Consider the following 21302-nt stretch of genomic DNA (forward strand, 5'->3'; position numbering starts at 1 on the left):
AACCGCCGACATTCTGCGTGTAAGGCAGACGCTCTACCAACTGAGCTAACGACCCATCGTCTGTGGTGGGTATTATAGAGAATTTATTTTTGCTGTCAATGATTTTTTTTGGCAAATATTAAAATTTTTAAAAAATTTTGCTGAGCATGTCATGTGGTTGTCACATAAAAACCTTATCATACCTACATGGCCAGCAAGGTCATAGCTAACAATAAGAATAATAAGATAACAATAATAACAATGTCTCTATCGCTTGTCACCCAAAGGATTTAATTCCCCCAATTAAATCCTTTTTATTTTTCTCTCCCGCCTTTTCTCACGGTTGCGCCAGTAGTGCTTTGATATCCGCTTCAAGGTCTTGAGGGGCTTTGGTCGGTGCAAAACGATCTACGACTCTGCCGTGTGCATCAACTAAAAACTTGGTAAAGTTCCATTTGATGGCGTCACCCAACATACCCTTGCCTTGTGGCTGTGATTTTAAAAACTGATAAACAGGATGGGTGTCTTTACCATTAACGTCAACTTTCGCCATCATCGGAAAGGTCACGCCATAATTGATTTGGCAAAACTCACTAATTTGCGCTTCATTACCAGGATCTTGCTGACCAAATTGGTTGCAGGGAAAACCCAACACCACCAATCCTTGGTCTTTATAAGCTTGGTATAGCTTTTCTAAGCCCTCAAACTGTGGGGTAAAGCCGCATTTGCTCGCGGTATTCACAATCAATACGACTTTACCTCTAAGGGTGTCAAAATCAAATAGCTGACCCCGAATATCGGTCGCGGACAATTGGTAAAAATCTTCCATAGCAAATCTCCTTGTTGTTAATTAAAAAAATTGTAAGTTTTTCTTGCATTATTATACTGATAAGCGTAATTTATCTATTGGCAGTTATCTGCAATACTTATACTTTAAATTTGTCAGTATTTCTGACAAAGCATTGATAAAATTCATTGATATTCAACTGGAATTCCCCCGCTATGCACACTGACGCTAAACTATCGGCTGGACAACGCTTGACGCAGCTGCGTAAAAGCAAAGGTTTGACCACTGCTGAACTTGCCGATTTAATGACCCAAGCTGGTGCTAAAGTTAGCCGTGCCGCGATTTCTAATTGGGAGCGCGGTTCCAATGGCATCGTATCCAATAAACTGCCTGTGCTTGCCAGTCTGTTAGGGTGCAGCGAAAGCTATTTGCTATCAGGTACTGGGGTGGAAAGTCATAACGTCAACACCCAAGCATTCGCAGCGCATACGGTCAATGATACTACTGTAGCACAAGCATTAAGCGATGCCAATCAAGCGAACCCGCGGCAGGATCAAACCACTCAATCTACCACCCCCGCTGCTACCAATTTTCAACCCAACCATCCCACACCTAATCCCAAACCTAGTAGTGATGTATCTACCATGAAAACTTTGAACAAATCCAACAAACTGCAAAACGTGTGCTATGACATTCGCGGTCCTTTGCTACAAACTGCCAACCGCATGGAGACACAAGGTCATAAAATCATCAAACTCAATGTCGGCAACCCTGCCCCATTTGGGTTTGAAGCGCCGCAAGAGATTTTATCAGATGTGGCGATGAATTTGCCCAATGCGATTGGCTATTCAGACTCTCAAGGGATTTTTGCCGCGCGTAAAGCGATTTTGCAGTATTACCAAGCCAAAGGATTGTTAGAAGCGGTAGATGTTGCCGATGTGTATTTGGGCAACGGGGTCTCTGAACTGATTGTGATGACTATGCAAGCATTACTGGATGATGGCGATGAAGTGCTGATTCCTATGCCTGACTACCCGCTTTGGACAGCGGCGACGAATTTGGCAGGGGGTAAAGCAGTTCATTATCTGTGTAATGAAGCAGACAACTGGCAGCCAGATATTGCCGATATCGAAAGCAAAATCAATGAGCGCACCAAAGGCATTGTGGTCATCAACCCAAACAACCCAACAGGCGCGCTTTACTCTACCGAAAATTTAAAAAAAATCGTGGCACTGGCAGAAAAACACGGGCTTGTACTGATGGCGGATGAGATTTATGACCGCGTGCTGTATGATGATGCCGTGCATGTACCGTTGTGCACCCTTGCCAAAAACTGCTTGGTTATCTCCTATAATGGCTTGTCAAAGTCGCACCGTATCGCAGGTTTTCGCTCAGGCTGGATGATGTTATCGGGTAAAAAACACCATGCGGCTGATTTTATTGAAGGGTTAACCATGCTATCATCGATGCGGCTGTGTGCCAACGTGCCCTCACAATACGCGATTCAAACGGCGATGGGTGGCTATCAAAGTATGCAAGCCTTGACCGCACCAACCGGTCGCCTGTACCAGCAGCGCAACATCGCTATCGAGCGCCTAAATGCCATTAAAGGTATCTCATGTACCATGCCACAGGGGGCGTTTTATTGTTTCCCAAAAATTGACCGTGACATTTATCCAATCGAAGATGACATGCAGTTTATGATGGAATTATTACTACAAGAAAAAGTCTTGATGGTACAAGGTACAGGCTTTAACTGGCATGCGCCTGACCACTTTCGCGTGGTATTTTTGCCCAATGCATCAGATTTGCATGAAGCGATGGATCGACTTGAGCGCTTTTTTGCCACAAAACGCCAAGAATATGGCACCGATTAATGTTTCAGTGAAAGAAAAAAACCCCGATAAATTCGGGGTTTTTTATTGTGAGCAATTAATTACATACAGCTATTGAGATAAAGCCCTTGGGATTAACCCAGTAACTCCGTTAAAAATACGGCGATGATACCAATCGGTGCGACAAATTTTACCACAATTTGCCAAATGGTCCATTTCATGCCATCTAGCCCCAATTCACGTTTTACCGATTCTTGGTTGATAAACCAGCCGATGAGGATAATGGTACCCAAACCAATCAAAGGCAGCATGATTTTACTGGAGGTATAATCTAGCGCGTCAAAGATACCTTGTGGGATGTCTTTACCGTTTTTGTGAATAGTAAATACCGCAAAATCAGACAATTTATTGAATGACAATAACGCAAGTACACCCACTGCCCACGTTGCCACTGCACCCACTAGCGTACAGATTTTACGGCTCATTGGGGTTTTTTCTTCCAAGAACTCGACAATGGGCTCAAGAATTGAAATCGACGACGTCAATGCCGCAAAAGTCAATAACAAGAAGAATAAAGTACCCACCACCACACCTAGGCTCATTTGACCAAAGGCGATTGGCAAGGTCACAAACACCAAACCGGGACCTGCCGCTGGATCAAGATGATTGCTAAATAAAATTGGGAAAATCGCAAGACCTGCCGCCAATGAGAAGATAATATCCCAGATAATCACCGTACGCGCGGTTGCCAATAAATCAACATCTTGTTTTAGGTATGAACCATAACTCACCATGATCGCCATACCCAGTGACAGACAGAAGAACGCATGTCCTAGCGCCGCCATCAGCACTTTGCCCACGCCAACTTCCTGCATACGCTGCAAGTCAAACTTAAACAAAAACTCTGCGCCTTTGGCAAAATCCATATTAATCGCGTTATATCCCACGATAAATAATAGGATAAAAGCCAACGCAGGCATCATGATTTTTGATGCTTTCTCAATACCTGCTGATACACCACCTGCCACAATTAGCGCCGTCAAGCCCATAAACGCCGTGTGCCACAACGTCATTTCGGTTGGATTGGCTAACATCGTCTCAAAAATTTTGCCAGTGGCATCGGCATTGAGACCACCAAAGGCATTGATACCAGCTTTTAAGGTGTAATTAAGCGACCAGCCGCCAATCACACTATAAAATGACAAAATCATAAAAGCGGCTAAAATACCAAAGTAGCCAAGCAGACTCCAGGCAGGTGAGGTGTTATTGGCTACCGCCGCTTTGCGAAAACTTGCCGCTGGGTTACTTTGACCACGTCGACCAATCAGCCATTCAGTGACCAACACTGGAAAACCAATAAGCGCGATACTGATAATAAACACGATAACAAATGCCGAGCCACCGCTATCGCCTGTCATGTAAGGAAACTTCCAAATACTGCCAAGACCGACCGCAGAACCCACGGCAGCCATTAAAAACCCAATCTTTGAGCTCCACTGGGAATGAGACGACTTGTGATTAGTGCTCATAATCCCTCCCTAGTCGAATGTGATTAAATGAAAAAATTGCAACGAGAATCTTGCAGTATGTAGATTTTTCATGAATCAATAGTTAATGTCAAACTTTCTTTTCACAAAACCCAACCAAAAGTTATACAAGCAAGTCATTATTTTTTTGCAGTTACATAAAATATAATAAAATCAGTTATTTAAAACTTTTATTTTTAAAATCCATTAAACGTAAATTATTTTTATATTAAATATTACTTTTTGGAATAAATAATTTTTTAACCTATTTGATATCGAATTGCTGGCAAAACTTAGCGGTTAATGTCACCGGTTTAAACTTGCACAATTGTGGGGATTTTGATAGCAATTTTTTGCCATTAACGGTAAAATTTTATTATCAAAAATTGCACGTCCCAACGTGTTGACCGTTCGCAGATTGATGACAAGGAAATTATTGATGACGCAGCCTTATAACGTGTTGTTCTTGTGCAAGCACAATGCTAGCCGTAGCCTGATGGCAGAAGCCATTTTGAATAAAATTGGCAGTGACCGTTTTGTAGCCTATAGCGCAGGCGTTGAGCCATCCCCTAGCGCGCATCCATTCACGCTTGAGGTATTAAAACAAGAAGGTTATGACGTCACAGGCTTAGCGCCCAAATCCGTCAAGCAGTTTTTACAAGACAACGCGCCAAAGATTGATTTGGTGATTGGGCTGTGCAATTCTTTACAGCAACATGCGGACATTGATGGCAAATTCCCGCTAAGCGCACATTGGCATATCAATGATACCGACAGTGTATCAGCCGATAGTGATGTGGAAAAAGCCGCCTTTAGCCAAGTATTACGCCAACTCTCTCAGCGCATCCATTTATTGACAAACTTGCCCGAAGATAAAATCGAGCATTTGGCACATCCATCAGCGGATGCCTAACATCCCGATGAACGATTGCCCGTAAAAAAGCCCAGCTGTCTTGGGCTTTTCTTTTTTCTATTTTTTTTCTTTGCCTCTATCAATCTATCTATGAATCAACTTTTTGCTGCATTAATGCTTCAATCGCATCCGTTGTTTTTGGTACGTCACAGGTGAGAACCAGCGGATCACCCTCGGTAATGACTACATCATCCTCAATCCGAATGCCAATACCCCGATATTTCTTGGGTACCAATGCATTGTCATGCGCAAAATACAAGCCTGGCTCAACGGTAATCACCATGCCTTTTTCAAGCTTTCTGGGTTTGCCGTCGTCGCCAGTATAGCGCCCTGCATCGTGCACATCTAAGCCAAGCCAATGCCCTGTGCCATGCATATAAAACGGCAAGTAGGCTTTATCAGCAATCAACTCATCGACATCGCCTGTCAAAATCCCCAACTCAATCAAGCCTTGGGTCAGTACCTTGAGCGCAGTTTCATGATGGATTTTGCCATGTTCACCTGCTTTTAGGCTGTTGATCGCGGCGATATTGGCATTGAGCACAATATCATACACTTGTTTTTGCACGTCGCTGAACTTGCCACTCACAGGAAAAGTACGGCTAATATCGCCTGCATAGTGTTGGTATTCGGCGCCCGCATCTATCATCACCAAGTCGCCGTCCTGCAGCGGTTGGTCGTTTTCGACATAATGCAAAATATTGGCATTGTCGCCGCCAGCCACGATACTATTATAAGAGGGTACGCAGCCGTATTGGGCAAAAGCATAGTTGACTTCAGCTTCCAGTCTGCTTTCATTGCCCTGATTTTTCTGCATCATGGGTGCCACGCTTTGCATGGCGCGAATATGCCCGTAAGCACTGATTTGGGCGGCGACTTTCATGCGTGCAATTTCACACTCATCTTTTATCAGCCGCATTTCATTGATAAGGCTATCAATATTGGTGACGGTATCGACCACACCTTCGCCGCGCTGCAGCTGCTTGGCTTGATTAAGCCAGCCAATCAGCTCATTATTAAAGCGGGCAAACACGTGTTTTTTACCAAAAATCAATGTCGGCATCACCTCATCAATTTTGCCAATGGCAATCGCTTTATCGGCGCCAAATTCTGCGGTTGCACCTTCAAGCCCCACGCGTTTACCATCCCAAATCTCACGTAGTTTGTCTTTTTCACGTAAAAATAAAGTGTATTTGATAGTATGGTCAGTTTTTTCCAAAACCATGACTGATTCTGGCTCGGCAAAGCCAGTTAGGTAGAAAAAACTGCTGTCGGCGCGGTATTTGTACTCAGCATCGTTGTTGCGGATATGCGCGGGTGCGGTTTGCAAAATCGCAATGCTATTGTTTGGCATTTGTTCAGCAAGTTTGGCACGCCGTTTGGCAAATTCGCTTTGGGGAAGCTTTGGCAACAACTGTATGGTTAATTGATTTGACATGATATTTCCAAAAATTTTTAATGGCTGTCACAGCATTGTTGAAGAATTTGCTGTAGGAAGCTTTCGCATTTTGCTAGTTGGTTTAGACTGACAAACTCATTGGCTTTATGGGCATTGCCAATATCGCCAGGTCCGCAAATCACCGTCGGAATGCCTGCATTGGTAAACTGCCCGCCTTCAGTAGCATACGCTACTTTATGGCGCTGCTGTTCATCTACCAAATTTTCAATGAGCTGTTGCAAGGCTTGGCTATCTTTATCGGTCATCGCAGGGACATTTTCGTTGCGAGTTAGCTCAATGCCTGTGTCGCTGTCAATGGCGTGCATCTTAGGCTCAAGGGTTTTGATAAAGGCGCGAATCGGCTCAATCACTTGGCTTTCATTCATGTGCGGCAAATTACGGTAATCAAAGGTGAATTCGCACAGGTTGGGCACGATATTGGTTGCCGTACCGCCGGTAATAGTGCCCACTGACAAGGTCGAAAAGGGTACGTCAAACGCCATGTCTTGGTCGTTACGTTGTTGCAATTGTTCGGCTAATTCATCAATAAAATTGATAATTTTGCTAGCATAGCTGATGGCATTGACGCCTTGCGGGGTCAGCGATGAATGCACCGATTTGCCATGCACGCGGCAGCGATACACTTGGATGCCTTTATGCGCGGTGACCATTTTCATCATGGTCGGCTCACCGACGATACAGTAGTCGGGCTTAATCCCTTGCGCTTTTAAATCTGCAAGCAGTAATGGCGCACCCAAACAACCCACTTCTTCATCATACGACAGTGCCAGATGAATCGGTTTGTTGAGCATCCTATCGCGACTTGCTTGCACCACAGAGGGCAACAGGGTCAAGGCGCAAGCAATAAAGCCCTTCATATCACAAGCCCCACGCCCGTATAGCTTATCCTCTATAATGGTCGCCACAAACGGATCGGTATCCCATGCCTGCCCATCAACGGGCACCACATCCGTATGCCCCGAAAACACAAAACCCCCTGTCGTTACGGTATCACCCTTACCTATCGCAGGTACAGTCACAAAGAGGTTGGCTTTGGTATTATCGGCATTAAAGGTCAAACGTGGCGACAACCCCAACTGCTCACAATAGCCCGCCACATACTCAATCAATTGCAAATTGGAGTAGCGACTGACAGTATTAAAACCAATCAGCTTTGTTAACCAGTCTACGGCGTTGGATGGATAGCCCATAGTCGTTCCATTTTTCTCAAATTTTAAACTATTAAAACACCCTATCAGGGTAAATCTAGTCGAAATAGGGTGTTAGCATCAATTCGGCTTTTTACCTGTCATGGCATCTATAACCATATGGGTAACAAAATCATCATTGGTATCTTTTTCTGCTTCCCAATCGAGTTCATCATCCCGTAGCTGCTCAATAAAATCCAAATGCTCCTCATCAATCTCTTGGGCTTTGCCCACAGGGCGATTTAGCGCAAATCCTGCGATGAGCGGCAACTTGGCGACTGATTTACGCACTCGCCCTTGTGACACACTCACAGGAATCATGCGCACAAATTCAAGTAGCTCCATATATTCAACTTCGCCTTCAGCATTGTCTGTGCCTTGCAGCGCCTCATCATACGCATCAACCCGCAGCGCGCCGATTTTTGCCAAGTCATTAAACAGGCTATTTTCTTCCGGGCGTAGCGCACTATCGGTGACGCCAAAGCCTGTCAAAAAGCCATTTGCCCAGTTCTTAAGTGCCATCAAACGCTCATAGAGTGGATGGTCATCATCGGGCAACAACGGCATAAACTGGTAGCTATCAGCATCATCGGTTAACACCGCCACCATATCCTCGCCCTCTTCGGTCACTATCTCTAACGCTTTTGGCTCAAGCTCGGTAAAGCTCAGCTCAGTCAGTAGCAGTTGCCACTCTTGCTCGGTTGGCGCATCACACACACTGAGCACCCCTGAGAGTAGCCCATGTAACTCACTAATGGTGACGTCATGCCAATCCTCAAATGCTTGTGTCCAATCTTGCCAACCCGAAATATAATCATCCATCGCTTTACCCTTTTTTCACAAAAAATTATATCAACATTGAGATAATACTAGCCTTAATGCGGTCAACTATGGCATTATTAAAGTGGTAAAATAATATAAGTATCACTCAAATTTTAAGCCTTCACGCTATAGTTATACCAAAAAAACCTTTTGCTATTCATGTCAACGAGCGCCCATCACGTCGCTCTTGATGATTTACTTGATTATTCACTCGATTACTGACTAGACATCATATCATGAGCACCCTAATTGACCAACTGACCCAGCTACAAACCGCATTGACTAAGCTTCGCGATAAATATCAATTCGCCAGTAGCGAGCTAACCCGTATTAAAGCACAGCCAACTGTTACCGCAGACCAATTGCAAGCGGTACAAGCTGAGCTCGATGCCAGCAAAGAACTGCAGCAAAATTTGGAACAACAACTTGCCAGACAAGCCGAAGAGTATCAAGCACTTGAGCAGCGCTATCAGTCACTTGCCGAATCTCACAACATGCTAAGTACCGAATACGAACAAACCCAAAACCAATTACAGATTTTTACCGCACAAAATCAAAAACTGATTGAAAAAAATCGCGTTGCGGCAGAGCATACCAAGCTTGTGTTAGAGCGCTTGGCAAAAATTGACAGCGAAAACTAACCCGCCCCTATTTAAGCCAGCCTTAGTCATGTTTAGAACATTTGAATACGTTAGGAAAATCTTATGGCATCTGCCCAAAGCATTAAAAAAGTTGATATCCTGATCAATGGTCGTAGCTATACCATCAACTGCCCAGAATCGGAAGAGCCTGCGTTGCAGCGTGCGGCAAGCTATATTAACCAGTTTATGCAAGAGGTACGCCGCCAAGCGCCTCAGCTACCCCAAGAAGAATTATTGGTACTATGCGCGTTGACGTTGTTTGAAAAATCAGAAAACTTACAACGCTATCAAGAAAACGAAAGCCAAGCGCAAGACCTAGTGGGTAAAATGTTAGAAGACGTTGCGCGTTTTGCCTAACGTATTTAGTGTAAAATAAAATTCGACTAATGTTGAGCGCGCTGGTAGTGTTTGCCAGCATGAAAATCCGCTTGGTGTTCTTGATTACAAAAGAACTTATCCCCTTCTACAATCCCTCGCCACTCTGCTAACGTATGATGGCAAAAATCACACGCTCGCAGCTCGGTACTCTCGCCTGGCTGCGGTTGTAAATAACCTTGCGGTGGTCGCGGATACATCCATTTCATCCCAACCCAGCTAAGCCCCATAATCACCAAAACCACAAAAATTGCGGTAAACATCGCTTCACCTCATTGTCTAATGAACGAATCATCGTTGCCAATTAAGCGTTATGACTGCCTGTTAATTAGCATTGTAAGGTTTGATTATACTGCAAAAAATCGCGCATTGATGGGTTATTCGTGCTATGTTTAGGCTAATTTTACCAGTTGCAGCGTTTTTCGGTTGTAGCGTCTAAAGATTGCAATTGTAAACATATCATAAAGCGATATAATGTAGAATAATTTTATCTTGTAATGCCATCGCCGTTGCCACCAATAATTATAATAGCGGCATGATGCTTGCATACCGTTTTAGACGGCTATGACTAAAGGGACGACCCCATAATAAATTTTTACTGAAGGATTTTTCATGTCACACCTTGATTTAACCCCAGATGATAGCGTACCAACGCAGCTACCGAGTGAGTCAATGGCCGCCGAAGCTACTACGCCAAACCAACCAGCAAACCCACAGCCAGTTTCTCAAAAATCTGCTCAGCAAGCCTCTCAATCAGTTTCTCATTCAACTTCTCAGTCATCAAGCCAACCGATTAGCCAACCAACTAGCCAAGCAGATTCTATGGTGGGGCTAAAAATTGCGGTGGCACAGCAGCAATTTATTGTCGGCGATGTCATCAATAATGCCAAAAAAATGGTAGAACTGGCTAAAGATGCCCGTGACAAGGGGGCTAATATCATTGTCTTTCCTGAGTTATCACTGCTGGGTTATCCGCCTGAAGATTTGTTACTACGTCCAAGCCTTGCCTCACGTGTGAAACTTGCTTTTGAATTACTATACACGGTCAAAGATATCGTGATGCTAGTGGGTTATCCACACATTGACCCCAATGGCACGTTTAACTCAGTGGCGATCATTCACAATGGTCAGCAAAAAGGCTTTTATCACAAACAATGCCTGCCAAACTATGGCGTGTTTGATGAACGCCGCTATTTTAACACCGGTCACAACCAAGTGTTGTTTGACTATCAAGGGCTGACCATTGGACTACTTATCTGTGAAGATTTATGGCAAGACGCTCCCATTCGCGCACTCAAAGAAAAAGGTGCAGAAATCATCATCAGCCTCAATGCATCACCTTTTGAGCAAAACAAGCAAGAACAACGTAAGGCTTTATTAAAAAGCCGTGCCACTGAGCACAATATTCCGATTGTGTATGCCAATAGCGTGGGCGGTCAAGATGACTTGGTGTTTGATGGCGGCTCGATGGTCGTCAATGCTCAAGGTAAAATCGTCCAAGAAGCGCCAAGATTTTTGCAGCATACCCTGTATGTGGTTGCTCGTCACGATGCCCAAAGCGGTCAAGTGATATTATCAGAACAGCGCAAATCACCGCTTGCGCTCAGCCAAATCGCTGAAACTTATCAAGCGCTGGTTGTCGGCTTGCGTGATTATGTCAATCATTCTGGCTTTAAAGGCGTATTGGTTGGGTTGTCAGGCGGTATAGACTCGGCGCTCACGCTATGTATCGCCGTTGATGCGCTCGGCGCAGATAAAGTTTATGCAGTCATGATGCCCTATGAGTACACCTCGCAAATCAGCCTGCAAGACGCGCAAGCACAGGCGCACCGACTCAACGTGTCTTACACCGTGTGCCCGATTCATGCCGCCGTTGAAGGCATGCGCCATACGCTAGAGCCGATGTTTAGCAACACCACCGCCGACACCACGGAAGAAAACATCCAAGCCCGTGCGCGTGGGATGATTTTGATGGCATTGTCCAACAAATTTGGTCATCTAGTCATCACCACTGGCAATAAATCAGAGATGGCCGTAGGCTATGCGACATTGTATGGGGATATGGCAGGCGGATTTGATGTCTTAAAAGATGTGTATAAAACCCAAGTATATGCTCTCGCCAACTATCGCAACCGACTAGAAGAAACGCCGGTGATTCCTGAGCGTGTAATTACGCGTCCGCCTTCTGCCGAGCTTCGCCCTGACCAAAAAGACCAAGACAGTCTGCCTGATTATGATACCCTCGATAAAATGCTGGAGCTGTATATCGATCGCGACTTTGGGTATGATGCGATTGTAGAAGCCGGTTATGATAAAGATGTGGTGAAAAAAGTACTCAGTATGGTAGACCGTAATGAATACAAACGTCGTCAAGCAGCGATTGGCACCAAGATTACCCACCGCGCCTTTGGGCGTGAACGTCGCTATCCACTCGTCAATCACTGGTCGCTAGAGTTTCCAAAACTCTAATTTCCAAAATTCTAACGCGGCACAACACAAAAAGACTGCGATTTGGCAGTCTTTTTTTTCATCTGTCGCAAAGCATGTATCACAAAGCAGGTATCGTAAAGCTTGCATGACAGTTATGTCATTGTCACATCCAAATGCAAGCTTTCTTTAATCTCTTCCATCACAATCAAACTGTGGGTTTCCACTGCCGCTGGCAATTGCTTTAGGATATTGCCCAGTAACTTACGGTAAGAACTCATCTCTTTTAGCCGCGCTTTGACCAAAAAATCAAACTCACCCGAAATCAAATGACATTCCAGTATCTCGGGAATTTCTGACAGTTTTTTGCTCACTTGCTCAAAGACATCGCCCGACTTGGTAGATAGCTTTATCTCTAAAAATACCAACAAGCTTTTATTGACCAAATTTGGATTTAACCGCGCATGATAGCCTGTGATAATACCTTCACGCTCCAAGCGCTTAACCCTGTCTGAGCAAGGCGTGGTTGATAGGTTAACTCTGGCGGCCAATTCGCTGATAGAAATTCGGCCTTGCTGTTGCAAAATTTCAAGGATTAAACGGTCGGTACGGTCTAAAGTACGCATAGCAAAATGAAAATCCTGTTTTTTGATGATTGACATGATAAAACCGATAATATCAGCAGAATTCTAGCATAAAAACAGCAAAATTCACTGCAAAACTTTGCTTATACTAGCGAAATTAACTGATAATTAAGCAGATATTTGGGGGTGGGTATGCGCGTATTGGTACTGGGTAGTGGCGTGATTGGAGTGACAAGTGCCTATTATTTAGCCAAGCAAGGCGTAGAAGTCACGGTGATTGACCGCCAAGCAGGTGCCGCACAAGAAACCAGTTTTGGCAATGCTGGGCAAATCTCTCCTGGCTACTCTACCCCTTGGGCAGCGCCTGGTATTCCATTGAAGGCGGTTAAATGGTTATTCCAACAACACGCCCCTTTAGCCATCAAATTAGATGGTAGTTTGTGGCAGTTACAATGGATGCTACAAATGCTCAAAAACTGCAATGCCAAGCGCTATGCCATCAACAAAGAGCGTATGGTACGAGTGGCAGAATACAGCCGCGACTGTCTGCAGCAGTTGCGTCAAGACACCGGCATTCACTACGAAAACCGCTCACAAGGCACCTTACAAGTTTTTCGTAAACCCGCCCAATTAGATGCTGTACAGCAAGATATTAAGGTATTGCAAGATTCAGGCGTGCCTTTTAAGCTGATTGACAACAGCAAGGCGTTGGCTGAGATTGAGCCCGCGTTGGCAAATGCCACTGATAAGCTGGTTGGCGGATTGCATTTGCCGCATGATGAAACAGGCGATTGCTTTTTGTTTTGCCAAGCATTAGCGCAGCAAGCCAAAGCGCTGGGGGTGAAATTTTTATACAATCAAACCATCGAAAAGCTAGTAGTCGACGCTGGGGCGATTAAAGGGGTGATAGTAAATGGTGAGTTATTAACGGCAGACCAGTATGTACTGGCGTTGGGCAGTTATTCGCGGGCACTTTTGCAACCGCTACAGCTTAATCTGCCTGTATACCCTGTCAAAGGCTATTCACTGACTGTGCCGATTATCAATGCTGATTTAGCGCCCCAATCAACGGTGCTGGATGAAACCTATAAAATCGCCATTACTCGCTTTGACAACCGTATTCGCGTGGGCGGTATGGCAGAATTAAGTGGTTTTGATGTAACGCTAAGCCCCCAGCGCCGTGCTACACTCGAAATGGTCACGCAGGACTTATTCGCGGGCGGTGATTTGCCAAACGCAAGTTTTTGGACAGGGCTACGTCCGATGACCCCAGATAGTACCCCTATCATTGGCGCGACTCGGTATCGCAATTTATTTTTGAACACAGGACATGGCACATTGGGTTGGACAATGGCGTGTGGCTCTGGCAAATTAATTAGCGATTTGGTGCTCGGCAAAACGCCTGACATTCGCATTGACGGCTTATCATTACAGCGTTATTCCTAGTATCTATTTTCTATCAGAAATAGTTGTAAAGACTATGCATAAATAACATCTATCCGTTCACAAGGAAAACACCATGATCGCACCAATTCAACGATTTGATAGCAATGACTATCTAAGTGAAATTACCATTTTTAACCAAGTGGTGTACCTCGCAGGACAAGTGCCAAATACCGACACTGCCGATATCCACACACAAACCAAAGAAGTGCTAGACAATATCGACGCCATGCTCGCCAAAGCCAATAGCGACAAATCATGTCTGCTAACCGCTCAGATTTTTATCAAGGATTTGGCGGATTTTGAGGTGGTGAATAGCATGTGGGGCGACTGGTTAACCGATTGCCCAAAGCCTACCCGTGCGACAGTCAAAGCTGAGTTGGTTAATCCTTTGTGGAAATTAGAAATTGTCGTAGTCGCAGCGCAAAATACCATAGACTAAATGAACCCATAGCCGCTCAAAACGTTAAATAAAAAAGGTGCCTGAATCGCACCTTTTTTTTATTTTGTCTAACCTCTACATTAATAGCTCACGTTTACCACTTTTGGTCATGCCGCTCACCAAGCCCGCCTCTTCCATGGCATCAACGATACGTGCTGCGCGGTTATAGCCGATACTAAATTTGCGCTGAATGCTTGATGCAGAGACTTTACGGGTTTCGAGCAAAAACGCCACTACATCATCATACAGCGGGTCTTCTTCGCCATTGCTAGACCCACTAGCATCGCCACCACTTGGCGCTGAGCTTAACTCAAAGTTATCAAACATATTATCAATATAATTAGGTGCGCCACGCTCGCGCCATGCATCACACACACGGTTGACTTCCGCATCGCTGATAAAAGCACCATGTACACGGTTAGGCTCGATTTGACCAGGTCCTAAAAACAGCATATCCCCATGCCCAAGCATATCCTCTGCGCCACCAGCATCCAAAATGGTACGCGAGTCGACTTTTGAGTTGACGCGAAGTGCGGCACGGACGGGAATATTGGCTTTAATCAAACCAGTAATCACATCCACTGAGGGGCGCTGCGTCGCCAGAATCAAATGAATCCCTGCAGCGCGCGATTTTTGCGCCAAACGCGTAATCAACTCCTCAGCTTGTTTGCCCACCTGCATAATCATGTCGGCAAACTCATCCGCCACAATCACAATTTGTGGTAACGATTTTAATTTTGGCGCTCTATCTTGGCTGACACTGTCATTGGGTCGCCAAAGTGGATCCAGTAACGGCTCACCACTTTGTTCGGCTGCCATGACTTTTTTGTTGAATTCATCAAGCTTACGCACTTTGAATAATGACATCAGCTGATAACGACGTTCCATCTCCGCCACACTCCATGCCAAAGCACTGGCTGCTTCGGTCATATCGGTGACTACGGGGGTGAGCAGATGCGGAATATCGCCATAGTTGGCAAGCTCGAGCTGTTTGGGGTCAATCAAAATCAATCGCAGCTGCTCTGGTGTATATTTGAGCAGCATTGACAATAACAGCGAATTCACCAACACTGACTTACCCGAGCCTGTGGTACCTGCTACTAGCATGTGTGGCGCTTTCGCCAAATCTGCAATAATCGGTCTACCTGCAATATCTTTGCCCATTGCCATACTGATTAAGCCATCGGGGTCTTGATAAGCCTCTGTTTTCAGCAGCTCGATGAGTCGTACCATTTGGCGCTGCGGATTGGGCACTTCGATACCGATATAAGGTTTACCTGGAATGACTTCTACCACACGCACCGATGCCATAGATAGCGACCGAGCCAAGTCTTTGGCAATGCCCGTCACCTTGCTTGCTTTAAGCCCTGGCGCCAGCGACACTTCAAAGCGTGTCACTACTGGACCCATTTGCGCATTGACCACTTCTGCTTTGATATTAAACTCTTGTAGCTTGATTTCTAACAGCGCTGATAGCTGCTGCAACTGTTCGCGGCTGTAGCTTGGCTTGCGGTCAGGGTCGGGCAAATCAAGCAGCGATAATTCCGGTAACGGGCTTAAATTGGCACGATAAGCTGCGGTTTGCATGGCACGCGATTTCTGACTAAATAGGCTATCATCATTGATATCAAGCGGCTGATTGACCTGAGGCGCTGCGGGCTGTTCGATTTCGTTGAGTAGCTCAGACTCCACTGAGCGACTATGGGTCGGTATTGAAGACGTTATCTGGTCGGTATCAATCTCGTTGCCAGTAATCTGGGTGACGGCTTGCGCTGGACGTGCTATTTGGGTTGATATCGGACTTGCTGCAGGGGTTGAAAATTCCGCTCCCACAAGTGCGGTGGCACTGTCATTTGAGGCATTACCCCTATCTTGCGCTGGGATTTGTCGCATGCCCAATAATGATGCGACTGAAGTAAGTGGTGTTTCAATGCCTTCTGCACCTTCTGCTTCAATGCCTTCTGCTTCAATACTTTCTGCTTCAAAGCCGTCTGTTTTAATGCCCTCGAATGATGGCTCTAGCACAGGATTTTGTAATAAGTCATATCCAGCATCTACGCTACCAAGTAAATCATCCAAATCTGACGACCCAATAGTCTCGTCCTGTTCAGCCATCTCTACACCCGTCATAGGCTCAGAAATTTGTTTATCCGCTAGCTCCCCTGTGCCTGCGGCAAACATCATAGAGGCTTCATCCATGTTTGTCATAGTTGACGATGTGTCTACACTAGGCTGCTTTGTCTGAGTTGGCTGAGTGATTTGCGAGGCTACTTGTATCGAATGCGGCCTATTCAAGGTAGGCATTTTAAACGGTTTTTTAATGATTTCACTTTGCAATTTTTCATCCAGTTTTTTGGTCAGCTTGGTGTTTGCTACATAGGTTGAGCTGACGGGTTTAAATGGATTGGTGGCATCGTTTTCTTCGAGCCATTCATAATCTTTAATTTCACTAAAACCCGTTTCATCCAAAAACGCATCGAGTGGACTACCAACAAACGCCTCATTATCCGCTAGATGACTACTGTCATAAGTGGCTTGTTCAGTGTCATGGGAGGCTAATGGCAAAGGCAGTTGCGCGGTGTCGTTTGGTTTTGCTTGGCTTGCTTCTTGAGCAGTCGCCTTCAGCTCAGTATTGGTTTCTTCATCATCTGCGGCTTCAGCTTGTAGGCGGCTGCGAATAGCTTGACCTGATAAAATCTCATGCCAATGTAAATCAAAGGTAAACGTCACGGTGATCGCAATAAACACCAATAAAAACAATAAAGTCCCCCAGTAGGTTAATAAACTACTAAGCCCATTGCCGACGATTTGCCCGATCATGCCTTGCGCCAACCAGCCAAACGATAACACCCCTGTCAGCCCTGCGGTGGCAATGATTAAAAAGATATAACCCAAAAAACGTAACAAGCCATTAGGCTCTACATCATGGCGCCATACATTCCAAGCTTCATAACAGGCAATGACAATGAGCCACCAGCTCGCCGCACCCAAAAACGCATACAAAATATCAGCCAGCCAAGCACCACCTGTGCCTGCTAAATTACTGACTTCATTTGCCGCACTACTGATATGCGACCAACTGGGATCATTGGCAGAATAACTGATGAGGGACATGACTAACAACAATGCCACGATTAGCCAGATAATCGTAAGCACACTTTGACGAATATAATAAGACAACGCAATTTACCTTTGAATTTGAACCCACTTTGGATAAGCCGTAAGCCAACGCTTTGTTCAGCCATGACTGACTGATAATGATTGTGAAAAACAATGATTTTGGAAAAACGTTGATTAAAATCACCCTTTTAATCGACTATCATATCAAATCTCAGTGGTGAGTTGCTGAGCTTTTTTTGCGAAAAATTGCTTTGTTAAATCACTCAATTCAAGCCCTATGATAAATGCGGTTTGAGCCAACAAAGCCGGATAGTAGGGTATTTTTTGATAACAAACTGACGCCATTTTTGAGCGTTGATTGAGCTTTGATTGCGCGATGAATATGTTATAAAAATAACATTTACTTGCTATTTTCGATGTTAGCCCCTATCTTACTTATGAATCAAAAATTAGCCTATTTTATTATTTAGTTTATTATTCAGCGATTGTTAGGAAAGACGTATGTCAGAAATTATCCATCACCAGCTTATTATTTTGGGTTCAGGTCCAGCGGGTTATTCTGCCGCCGTGTATGCAGCGCGCGCCAATTTAAAACCGGTCATTATCACGGGTATGCAGACTGGCGGGCAGTTGACTACCACCACTGAAGTTGATAATTGGCCTGGCGACCCACAAGGCTTGACAGGACCTGACTTGATGGTACGCATGCAAGCCCATGCCGAGCGTTTTGGTACCCAATTGGTGTATGACCATATCCACCAAGTGAACCTAACTCAGCGACCCTTCACCTTAGTCGGCAATAGTGCCACTTACACGTGTGATGCACTCATTGTAGCGACAGGGGCATCAGCGCAATACTTGGGTCTCGCCTCTGAACAAAAATTTATGGGGCTTGGCGTCTCTGCCTGTGCGACCTGTGATGGGTTCTTCTATCGCGGCAAACCTGTGGTGGTGATTGGCGGTGGCAACACAGCGGTTGAAGAAGCTTTGTATCTATCAAATATCGCAAGCCACGTCACCCTAGTGCATCGACGTGATAAATTAAAATCAGAAAAAATTCTGCAAGACCAATTATTTGAAAAACAAAAAAATGGCAATGTGACCATCGAATGGAACAGCCAAGTCAAAGAAGTGGTGGGTGATGACGCAGGCGTGACGGGTGTGGTGATTGAAAATCTCCAAGACCAGTCTACCAAAACCATCAACGCGCCTGGTATGTTCGTAGCGATTGGGCACAAACCCAACACCGATATCTTCCAAGATCAGCTTGAGATGAATAATGGCTATATCGTGGTCAAAAGTGGTCTAGATGGCAATGCGACAGCGACAAGTGTCGAGGGCGTGTTTGCTTGTGGGGATGTGGCAGACCATATCTATCGCCAAGCGATTACCTCGGCAGCTACGGGTTGTATGGCGGCGTTGGATGCAGAAAAATATTTAGATATTGTCAATCTAGCGAATACCAATACCACGGTATCAGCCAACACCTCCTCTGTTTAGCTAATGCCTTGAACGATGCCATTGCCAAATCACCACCCATTACAACGCCCTTTCGGTTGCCGTTACCAATTTCCCGACCCGATGGCGGCAGACCCTGACGGTGAAGGGTTAATTGCGCTGGGGGGTGATTTGGCAGCTGATACCTTAGTGTGTGCTTATCGCCAAGGCATGTTTCCTTGGTTTAATGAAGGCGAGCCCATCGCTTGGTGGTCACCTGACCCGCGCTGTATTATTTATCCTAGCGATTTTTGCGCCAGTAAAACCCTAAAACGGCGTATCAAAAATGCAGGTTGGACATTTTCCCTCAATCTTGCCTTTGCTGAGGTGATTGCCGCCTGTGCCGATACCCGTACCTATGCCCAAGATTCTGCATCATCCACTTGGATCAGTCCCGCTATGATTGAAGCGTATACAGCGCTCCATGCCGAGCAAGTCGCTTACAGTGTCGAGATTTGGGATGATGATGAGCTGATTGGTGGTCTCTATGGGCTAAAGCTAGGACAAGCTTTCTTCGGTGAAAGTATGTTTCACCGAGTGACAGATGCGTCTAAAGCGGCTTTTTTTGTGTTAATGCAGCTGTGTGCACATTCCCAATTTGCTTGGGTGGATTGTCAGTTGCCTAACCCACATTTGATGCGTTTAGGTGCATCCATCGTACCCAGAGCGGAATTTTTAGATAAGCTTGCGCAACAATTATCGCTACCGAGTATTGATTGGTCATCGATTTGCGGTCAAAAATTGCCACTTAATCAACTGTTAAATGAGGATTTGATGACTTATTACCTACCTCCAACTACGCAAGCTTAGGTAAGTTAAGGGTATTTAAAAGCACCAATGACGTTAAAACCACCCCACCCCCCGATCAGTCTAGCATTGACCAGCCAATTGACGCCGCTGCATCAATGTAGTTATTTACCGGATCGTGCAGCACGTTTAGATCTGATTGAATTGGCAAAGGATGAACGTTTAGATACGCCTATTTTTTCTCAGTTTTCACGGCTCGGGTATCGGCGTAGTGGACAACATTTATATCGCCCTGTATGCTTTCATTGTCAACGCTGTATCTCTACGCGTGTAGTAGTTAACGAGTTTGAACCCAATCGTACCCAGCGCAAACTATGGCAAAAATCGCACGAGATGGATGTGGTAATTACGGCTTGTGATGATGCCGATGAATCGCATTTTATGCTATATGCTCGCTATATCTGCGCTCGCCATAGTGATGGCGATATGTATCCACCCAATTTACAAGGGTTTAAACAGTTTTTACAATATAGCTTTACCCAGTCATTTTTTATGGAGTTTTGGCTTCATGATGAATTAGTCATGGTGGCAGTTTGCGACCAATTAGATGACGGCATATCCGCGGTCTATACTTTCTATGATCCCGACGCAGCCATAAACAGTTTGGGCACCCTTGCGATACTTACCCAGATTGATTACGTTAAACGTCTTGGATTACCTTATTTATATTTAGGTTTTTGGGTACCAGATTCGGATAAGATGGCGTATAAATCGCGTTTTTATCCCAGTGAATTATTAATCAATCAACAGTGGCATCGCTTCGATGAGGCTGTCACAGCCGCGCAAGTTGAGCCACTGCTTCAGCAGGCGATAAAAGCGCATTATCTAAACATGTGGAATACTACTTAGCATTTAATTTAGCATTGAATTTGCGCTGCATAATTAACGCATGGGTTTTGGTCATGTCATGATTGTCGTAGTAATTTTTGCGAACGGCAATCTGTTCAAACCCATGTTTTTGATAAAATGCAATGGCAGCATGATTATCTTCTCTTACCTCTAATAGCACCCGTTCGGCACCCGTTAGTTGGCACATTTGCACCATACCCGTTAGCAATTGGATTGCAATACCTTGCTGTTGATAATCAAGACAAGTTCCGATTCTTAAAATCTCTGCGTCTTCAAATATATGGTTGTAAATGCAATAGCCGACCAATCGCTGATTTAGCTCGTCTGTCGCATAAATTATATGGTTAAATGGCTGCGCGAGCAGGGAATTGATTTGCGCAGCCGACCAAGCATCGTGGACAAATAGCTCGGATTCAATTTGTGCCAGCTGCGCCAGTACTTGCTGCGAAGTACTATCTTGTGTACTCGTTTTATCTAACTTATATATCGATATCACCGTCATAATTTATTTCCATAAAAAAAGAGCCACCGAAGTGACTCTTTTGTATGCTTACTAACGATTAGTCGTTAACTTTAGCAACAACACCCGCACCTACAGTACGGCCACCT

General features: G+C 45.0%; 19 protein-coding genes. 10 read left to right on the forward strand and 9 right to left on the reverse strand.

Annotation, left to right across the window (positions count from 1 at the left end; genetic code table 11):
* Window positions 1–316 precede the first annotated feature (316 nt).
* Window positions 317–808, reverse strand: coding sequence for a glutathione peroxidase (locus RT143_RS10615; protein ID WP_313092970.1), 492 nt, complete (start codon window positions 806–808; stop codon window positions 317–319).
* A 173-nt stretch (window positions 809–981) separates the two neighbouring features.
* On the opposite strand from RT143_RS10615, the gene RT143_RS10620 reads away from it, so the two are divergent.
* Complete coding sequence (locus RT143_RS10620) at window positions 982–2643, forward strand: aminotransferase class I/II-fold pyridoxal phosphate-dependent enzyme (RefSeq protein ID WP_313092971.1); 1662 nt, start codon at window positions 982–984, stop codon at window positions 2641–2643.
* A gap of 92 nt (window positions 2644–2735) precedes the next feature.
* Here RT143_RS10620 and RT143_RS10625 read toward each other — a convergent pair whose 3' ends face one another.
* Entirely contained in the window at window positions 2736–4130 is a 1395-nt protein-coding gene (locus RT143_RS10625) for a sodium-dependent transporter (RefSeq protein ID WP_050325993.1), read from the reverse strand.
* A gap of 436 nt (window positions 4131–4566) precedes the next feature.
* On the opposite strand from RT143_RS10625, the gene RT143_RS10630 reads away from it, so the two are divergent.
* Entirely contained in the window at window positions 4567–5040 is a 474-nt protein-coding gene (locus tag RT143_RS10630) for an arsenate reductase/protein-tyrosine-phosphatase family protein (RefSeq protein WP_313092973.1), read from the forward strand.
* Window positions 5041–5128: 88 nt separating this feature from the next.
* Here the strand turns inward: RT143_RS10630 and RT143_RS10635 are convergent, their stop codons facing one another.
* The 3 genes from RT143_RS10635 to RT143_RS10645 form a co-directional block, all read right to left on the reverse strand.
* Window positions 5129–6478, reverse strand: a complete 1350-nt coding sequence (locus tag RT143_RS10635; RefSeq protein ID WP_313092975.1) for an aminopeptidase P N-terminal domain-containing protein — start codon at window positions 6476–6478, stop codon at window positions 5129–5131.
* 17 nt (window positions 6479–6495) lie between these two features.
* Complete coding sequence (gene argE, locus RT143_RS10640) at window positions 6496–7689, reverse strand: acetylornithine deacetylase (protein WP_313092976.1); 1194 nt, start codon at window positions 7687–7689, stop codon at window positions 6496–6498.
* A gap of 78 nt (window positions 7690–7767) precedes the next feature.
* Entirely contained in the window at window positions 7768–8508 is a 741-nt protein-coding gene (locus RT143_RS10645) for a UPF0149 family protein (protein ID WP_313092978.1), read from the reverse strand.
* A gap of 236 nt (window positions 8509–8744) precedes the next feature.
* Here RT143_RS10645 and RT143_RS10650 point away from each other — a divergent pair, with 236 nt between their 5' ends.
* Window positions 8745–9149, forward strand: a complete 405-nt coding sequence (locus RT143_RS10650; protein WP_313092979.1) for a hypothetical protein — start codon at window positions 8745–8747, stop codon at window positions 9147–9149.
* Window positions 9150–9212: 63 nt separating this feature from the next.
* Window positions 9213–9506: a cell division protein ZapA gene (locus RT143_RS10655; protein ID WP_007115956.1), complete on the forward strand. Its 294-nt coding sequence runs from the start codon at window positions 9213–9215 to the stop codon at window positions 9504–9506.
* Between the two features lie 26 nt (window positions 9507–9532).
* Here RT143_RS10655 and RT143_RS10660 read toward each other — a convergent pair whose 3' ends face one another.
* A complete protein-coding gene (locus RT143_RS10660; RefSeq protein ID WP_313092981.1) occupies window positions 9533–9787 on the reverse strand; it encodes a hypothetical protein in 255 nt (84 codons plus the stop codon).
* 559 nt (window positions 9788–10346) lie between these two features.
* Between RT143_RS10660 and RT143_RS10665 the strand changes: the two genes are divergently transcribed.
* Window positions 10347–11993, forward strand: a complete 1647-nt coding sequence (locus tag RT143_RS10665) for an NAD+ synthase (RefSeq protein WP_175405743.1) — start codon at window positions 10347–10349, stop codon at window positions 11991–11993.
* A 113-nt stretch (window positions 11994–12106) separates the two neighbouring features.
* Here the strand turns inward: RT143_RS10665 and RT143_RS10670 are convergent, their stop codons facing one another.
* Window positions 12107–12577: a winged helix-turn-helix transcriptional regulator gene (locus RT143_RS10670; protein ID WP_313092993.1), complete on the reverse strand. Its 471-nt coding sequence runs from the start codon at window positions 12575–12577 to the stop codon at window positions 12107–12109.
* A 150-nt stretch (window positions 12578–12727) separates the two neighbouring features.
* Between RT143_RS10670 and RT143_RS10675 the strand changes: the two genes are divergently transcribed.
* A complete protein-coding gene (locus RT143_RS10675) occupies window positions 12728–13981 on the forward strand; it encodes a D-amino acid dehydrogenase (RefSeq protein WP_313092983.1) in 1254 nt (417 codons plus the stop codon).
* A gap of 73 nt (window positions 13982–14054) precedes the next feature.
* Window positions 14055–14420 carry a RidA family protein gene (locus RT143_RS10680; protein WP_313092984.1) on the forward strand — a complete coding sequence of 122 codons (366 nt, stop codon included), beginning with the start codon at window positions 14055–14057 and terminating at the stop codon, window positions 14418–14420.
* Window positions 14421–14495: 75 nt separating this feature from the next.
* Here the strand turns inward: RT143_RS10680 and RT143_RS10685 are convergent, their stop codons facing one another.
* Window positions 14496–17600: a DNA translocase FtsK gene (locus RT143_RS10685; RefSeq protein ID WP_313092986.1), complete on the reverse strand. Its 3105-nt coding sequence runs from the start codon at window positions 17598–17600 to the stop codon at window positions 14496–14498.
* Window positions 17601–18041: 441 nt separating this feature from the next.
* Here RT143_RS10685 and trxB point away from each other — a divergent pair, with 441 nt between their 5' ends.
* Genes trxB through RT143_RS10700 form a run of 3 tightly spaced genes read left to right on the forward strand, consistent with a single transcriptional unit; the run spans window position 18042 to window position 20693 of the window.
* Window positions 18042–19040 carry a thioredoxin-disulfide reductase gene (gene trxB / locus RT143_RS10690; protein WP_313092987.1) on the forward strand — a complete coding sequence of 333 codons (999 nt, stop codon included), beginning with the start codon at window positions 18042–18044 and terminating at the stop codon, window positions 19038–19040.
* A gap of 15 nt (window positions 19041–19055) precedes the next feature.
* Window positions 19056–19847: a leucyl/phenylalanyl-tRNA--protein transferase gene (gene aat, locus RT143_RS10695; protein WP_313092988.1), complete on the forward strand. Its 792-nt coding sequence runs from the start codon at window positions 19056–19058 to the stop codon at window positions 19845–19847.
* 27 nt (window positions 19848–19874) lie between these two features.
* Window positions 19875–20693 carry an arginyltransferase gene (locus RT143_RS10700; protein ID WP_313092990.1) on the forward strand — a complete coding sequence of 273 codons (819 nt, stop codon included), beginning with the start codon at window positions 19875–19877 and terminating at the stop codon, window positions 20691–20693.
* Here the strand turns inward: RT143_RS10700 and rimI are convergent.
* Entirely contained in the window at window positions 20686–21195 is a 510-nt protein-coding gene (gene rimI, locus RT143_RS10705; protein WP_313092992.1) for a ribosomal protein S18-alanine N-acetyltransferase, read from the reverse strand. The genes RT143_RS10700 and rimI overlap by 8 nt on opposite strands.
* Between the last annotated feature and the right edge of the window lie 107 nt (window positions 21196–21302).

Source organism: Moraxella sp. CTOTU48268 (genome assembly GCF_032069585.1).
GTDB lineage: Bacteria > Pseudomonadota > Gammaproteobacteria > Pseudomonadales > Moraxellaceae > Faucicola > Faucicola cinerea.

What these genes read in the sequence shown, in the direction of transcription:
- RT143_RS10645 (WP_313092978.1), bottom strand. Translation starts at nt 8,508, where the DNA reads ATGGATGATTATATTTCGGGTTGGCAAGATTGGACACAAGCATTTGAG.
- RT143_RS10650 (WP_313092979.1), top strand. Translation starts at nt 8,745, where the DNA reads ATGAGCACCCTAATTGACCAACTGACCCAGCTACAAACCGCATTGACT.
- RT143_RS10660 (WP_313092981.1), bottom strand. Translation starts at nt 9,787, where the DNA reads ATGTTTACCGCAATTTTTGTGGTTTTGGTGATTATGGGGCTTAGCTGG.
- trxB (WP_313092987.1), top strand. Translation starts at nt 18,042, where the DNA reads ATGTCAGAAATTATCCATCACCAGCTTATTATTTTGGGTTCAGGTCCA.
- RT143_RS10670 (WP_313092993.1), bottom strand. Translation starts at nt 12,577, where the DNA reads ATGCGTACTTTAGACCGTACCGACCGTTTAATCCTTGAAATTTTGCAA.
- RT143_RS10655 (WP_007115956.1), top strand. Translation starts at nt 9,213, where the DNA reads ATGGCATCTGCCCAAAGCATTAAAAAAGTTGATATCCTGATCAATGGT.
- RT143_RS10700 (WP_313092990.1), top strand. Translation starts at nt 19,875, where the DNA reads ATGACGTTAAAACCACCCCACCCCCCGATCAGTCTAGCATTGACCAGC.
- RT143_RS10680 (WP_313092984.1), top strand. Translation starts at nt 14,055, where the DNA reads ATGATCGCACCAATTCAACGATTTGATAGCAATGACTATCTAAGTGAA.
- RT143_RS10625 (WP_050325993.1), bottom strand. Translation starts at nt 4,130, where the DNA reads ATGAGCACTAATCACAAGTCGTCTCATTCCCAGTGGAGCTCAAAGATT.
- RT143_RS10630 (WP_313092973.1), top strand. Translation starts at nt 4,567, where the DNA reads ATGACGCAGCCTTATAACGTGTTGTTCTTGTGCAAGCACAATGCTAGC.
- rimI (WP_313092992.1), bottom strand. Translation starts at nt 21,195, where the DNA reads ATGACGGTGATATCGATATATAAGTTAGATAAAACGAGTACACAAGAT.
- RT143_RS10615 (WP_313092970.1), bottom strand. Translation starts at nt 808, where the DNA reads ATGGAAGATTTTTACCAATTGTCCGCGACCGATATTCGGGGTCAGCTA.
- argE (WP_313092976.1), bottom strand. Translation starts at nt 7,689, where the DNA reads ATGGGCTATCCATCCAACGCCGTAGACTGGTTAACAAAGCTGATTGGT.
- RT143_RS10665 (WP_175405743.1), top strand. Translation starts at nt 10,347, where the DNA reads ATGGTGGGGCTAAAAATTGCGGTGGCACAGCAGCAATTTATTGTCGGC.
- aat (WP_313092988.1), top strand. Translation starts at nt 19,056, where the DNA reads ATGCCATTGCCAAATCACCACCCATTACAACGCCCTTTCGGTTGCCGT.
- RT143_RS10635 (WP_313092975.1), bottom strand. Translation starts at nt 6,478, where the DNA reads ATGTCAAATCAATTAACCATACAGTTGTTGCCAAAGCTTCCCCAAAGC.
- RT143_RS10620 (WP_313092971.1), top strand. Translation starts at nt 982, where the DNA reads ATGCACACTGACGCTAAACTATCGGCTGGACAACGCTTGACGCAGCTG.
- RT143_RS10675 (WP_313092983.1), top strand. Translation starts at nt 12,728, where the DNA reads ATGCGCGTATTGGTACTGGGTAGTGGCGTGATTGGAGTGACAAGTGCC.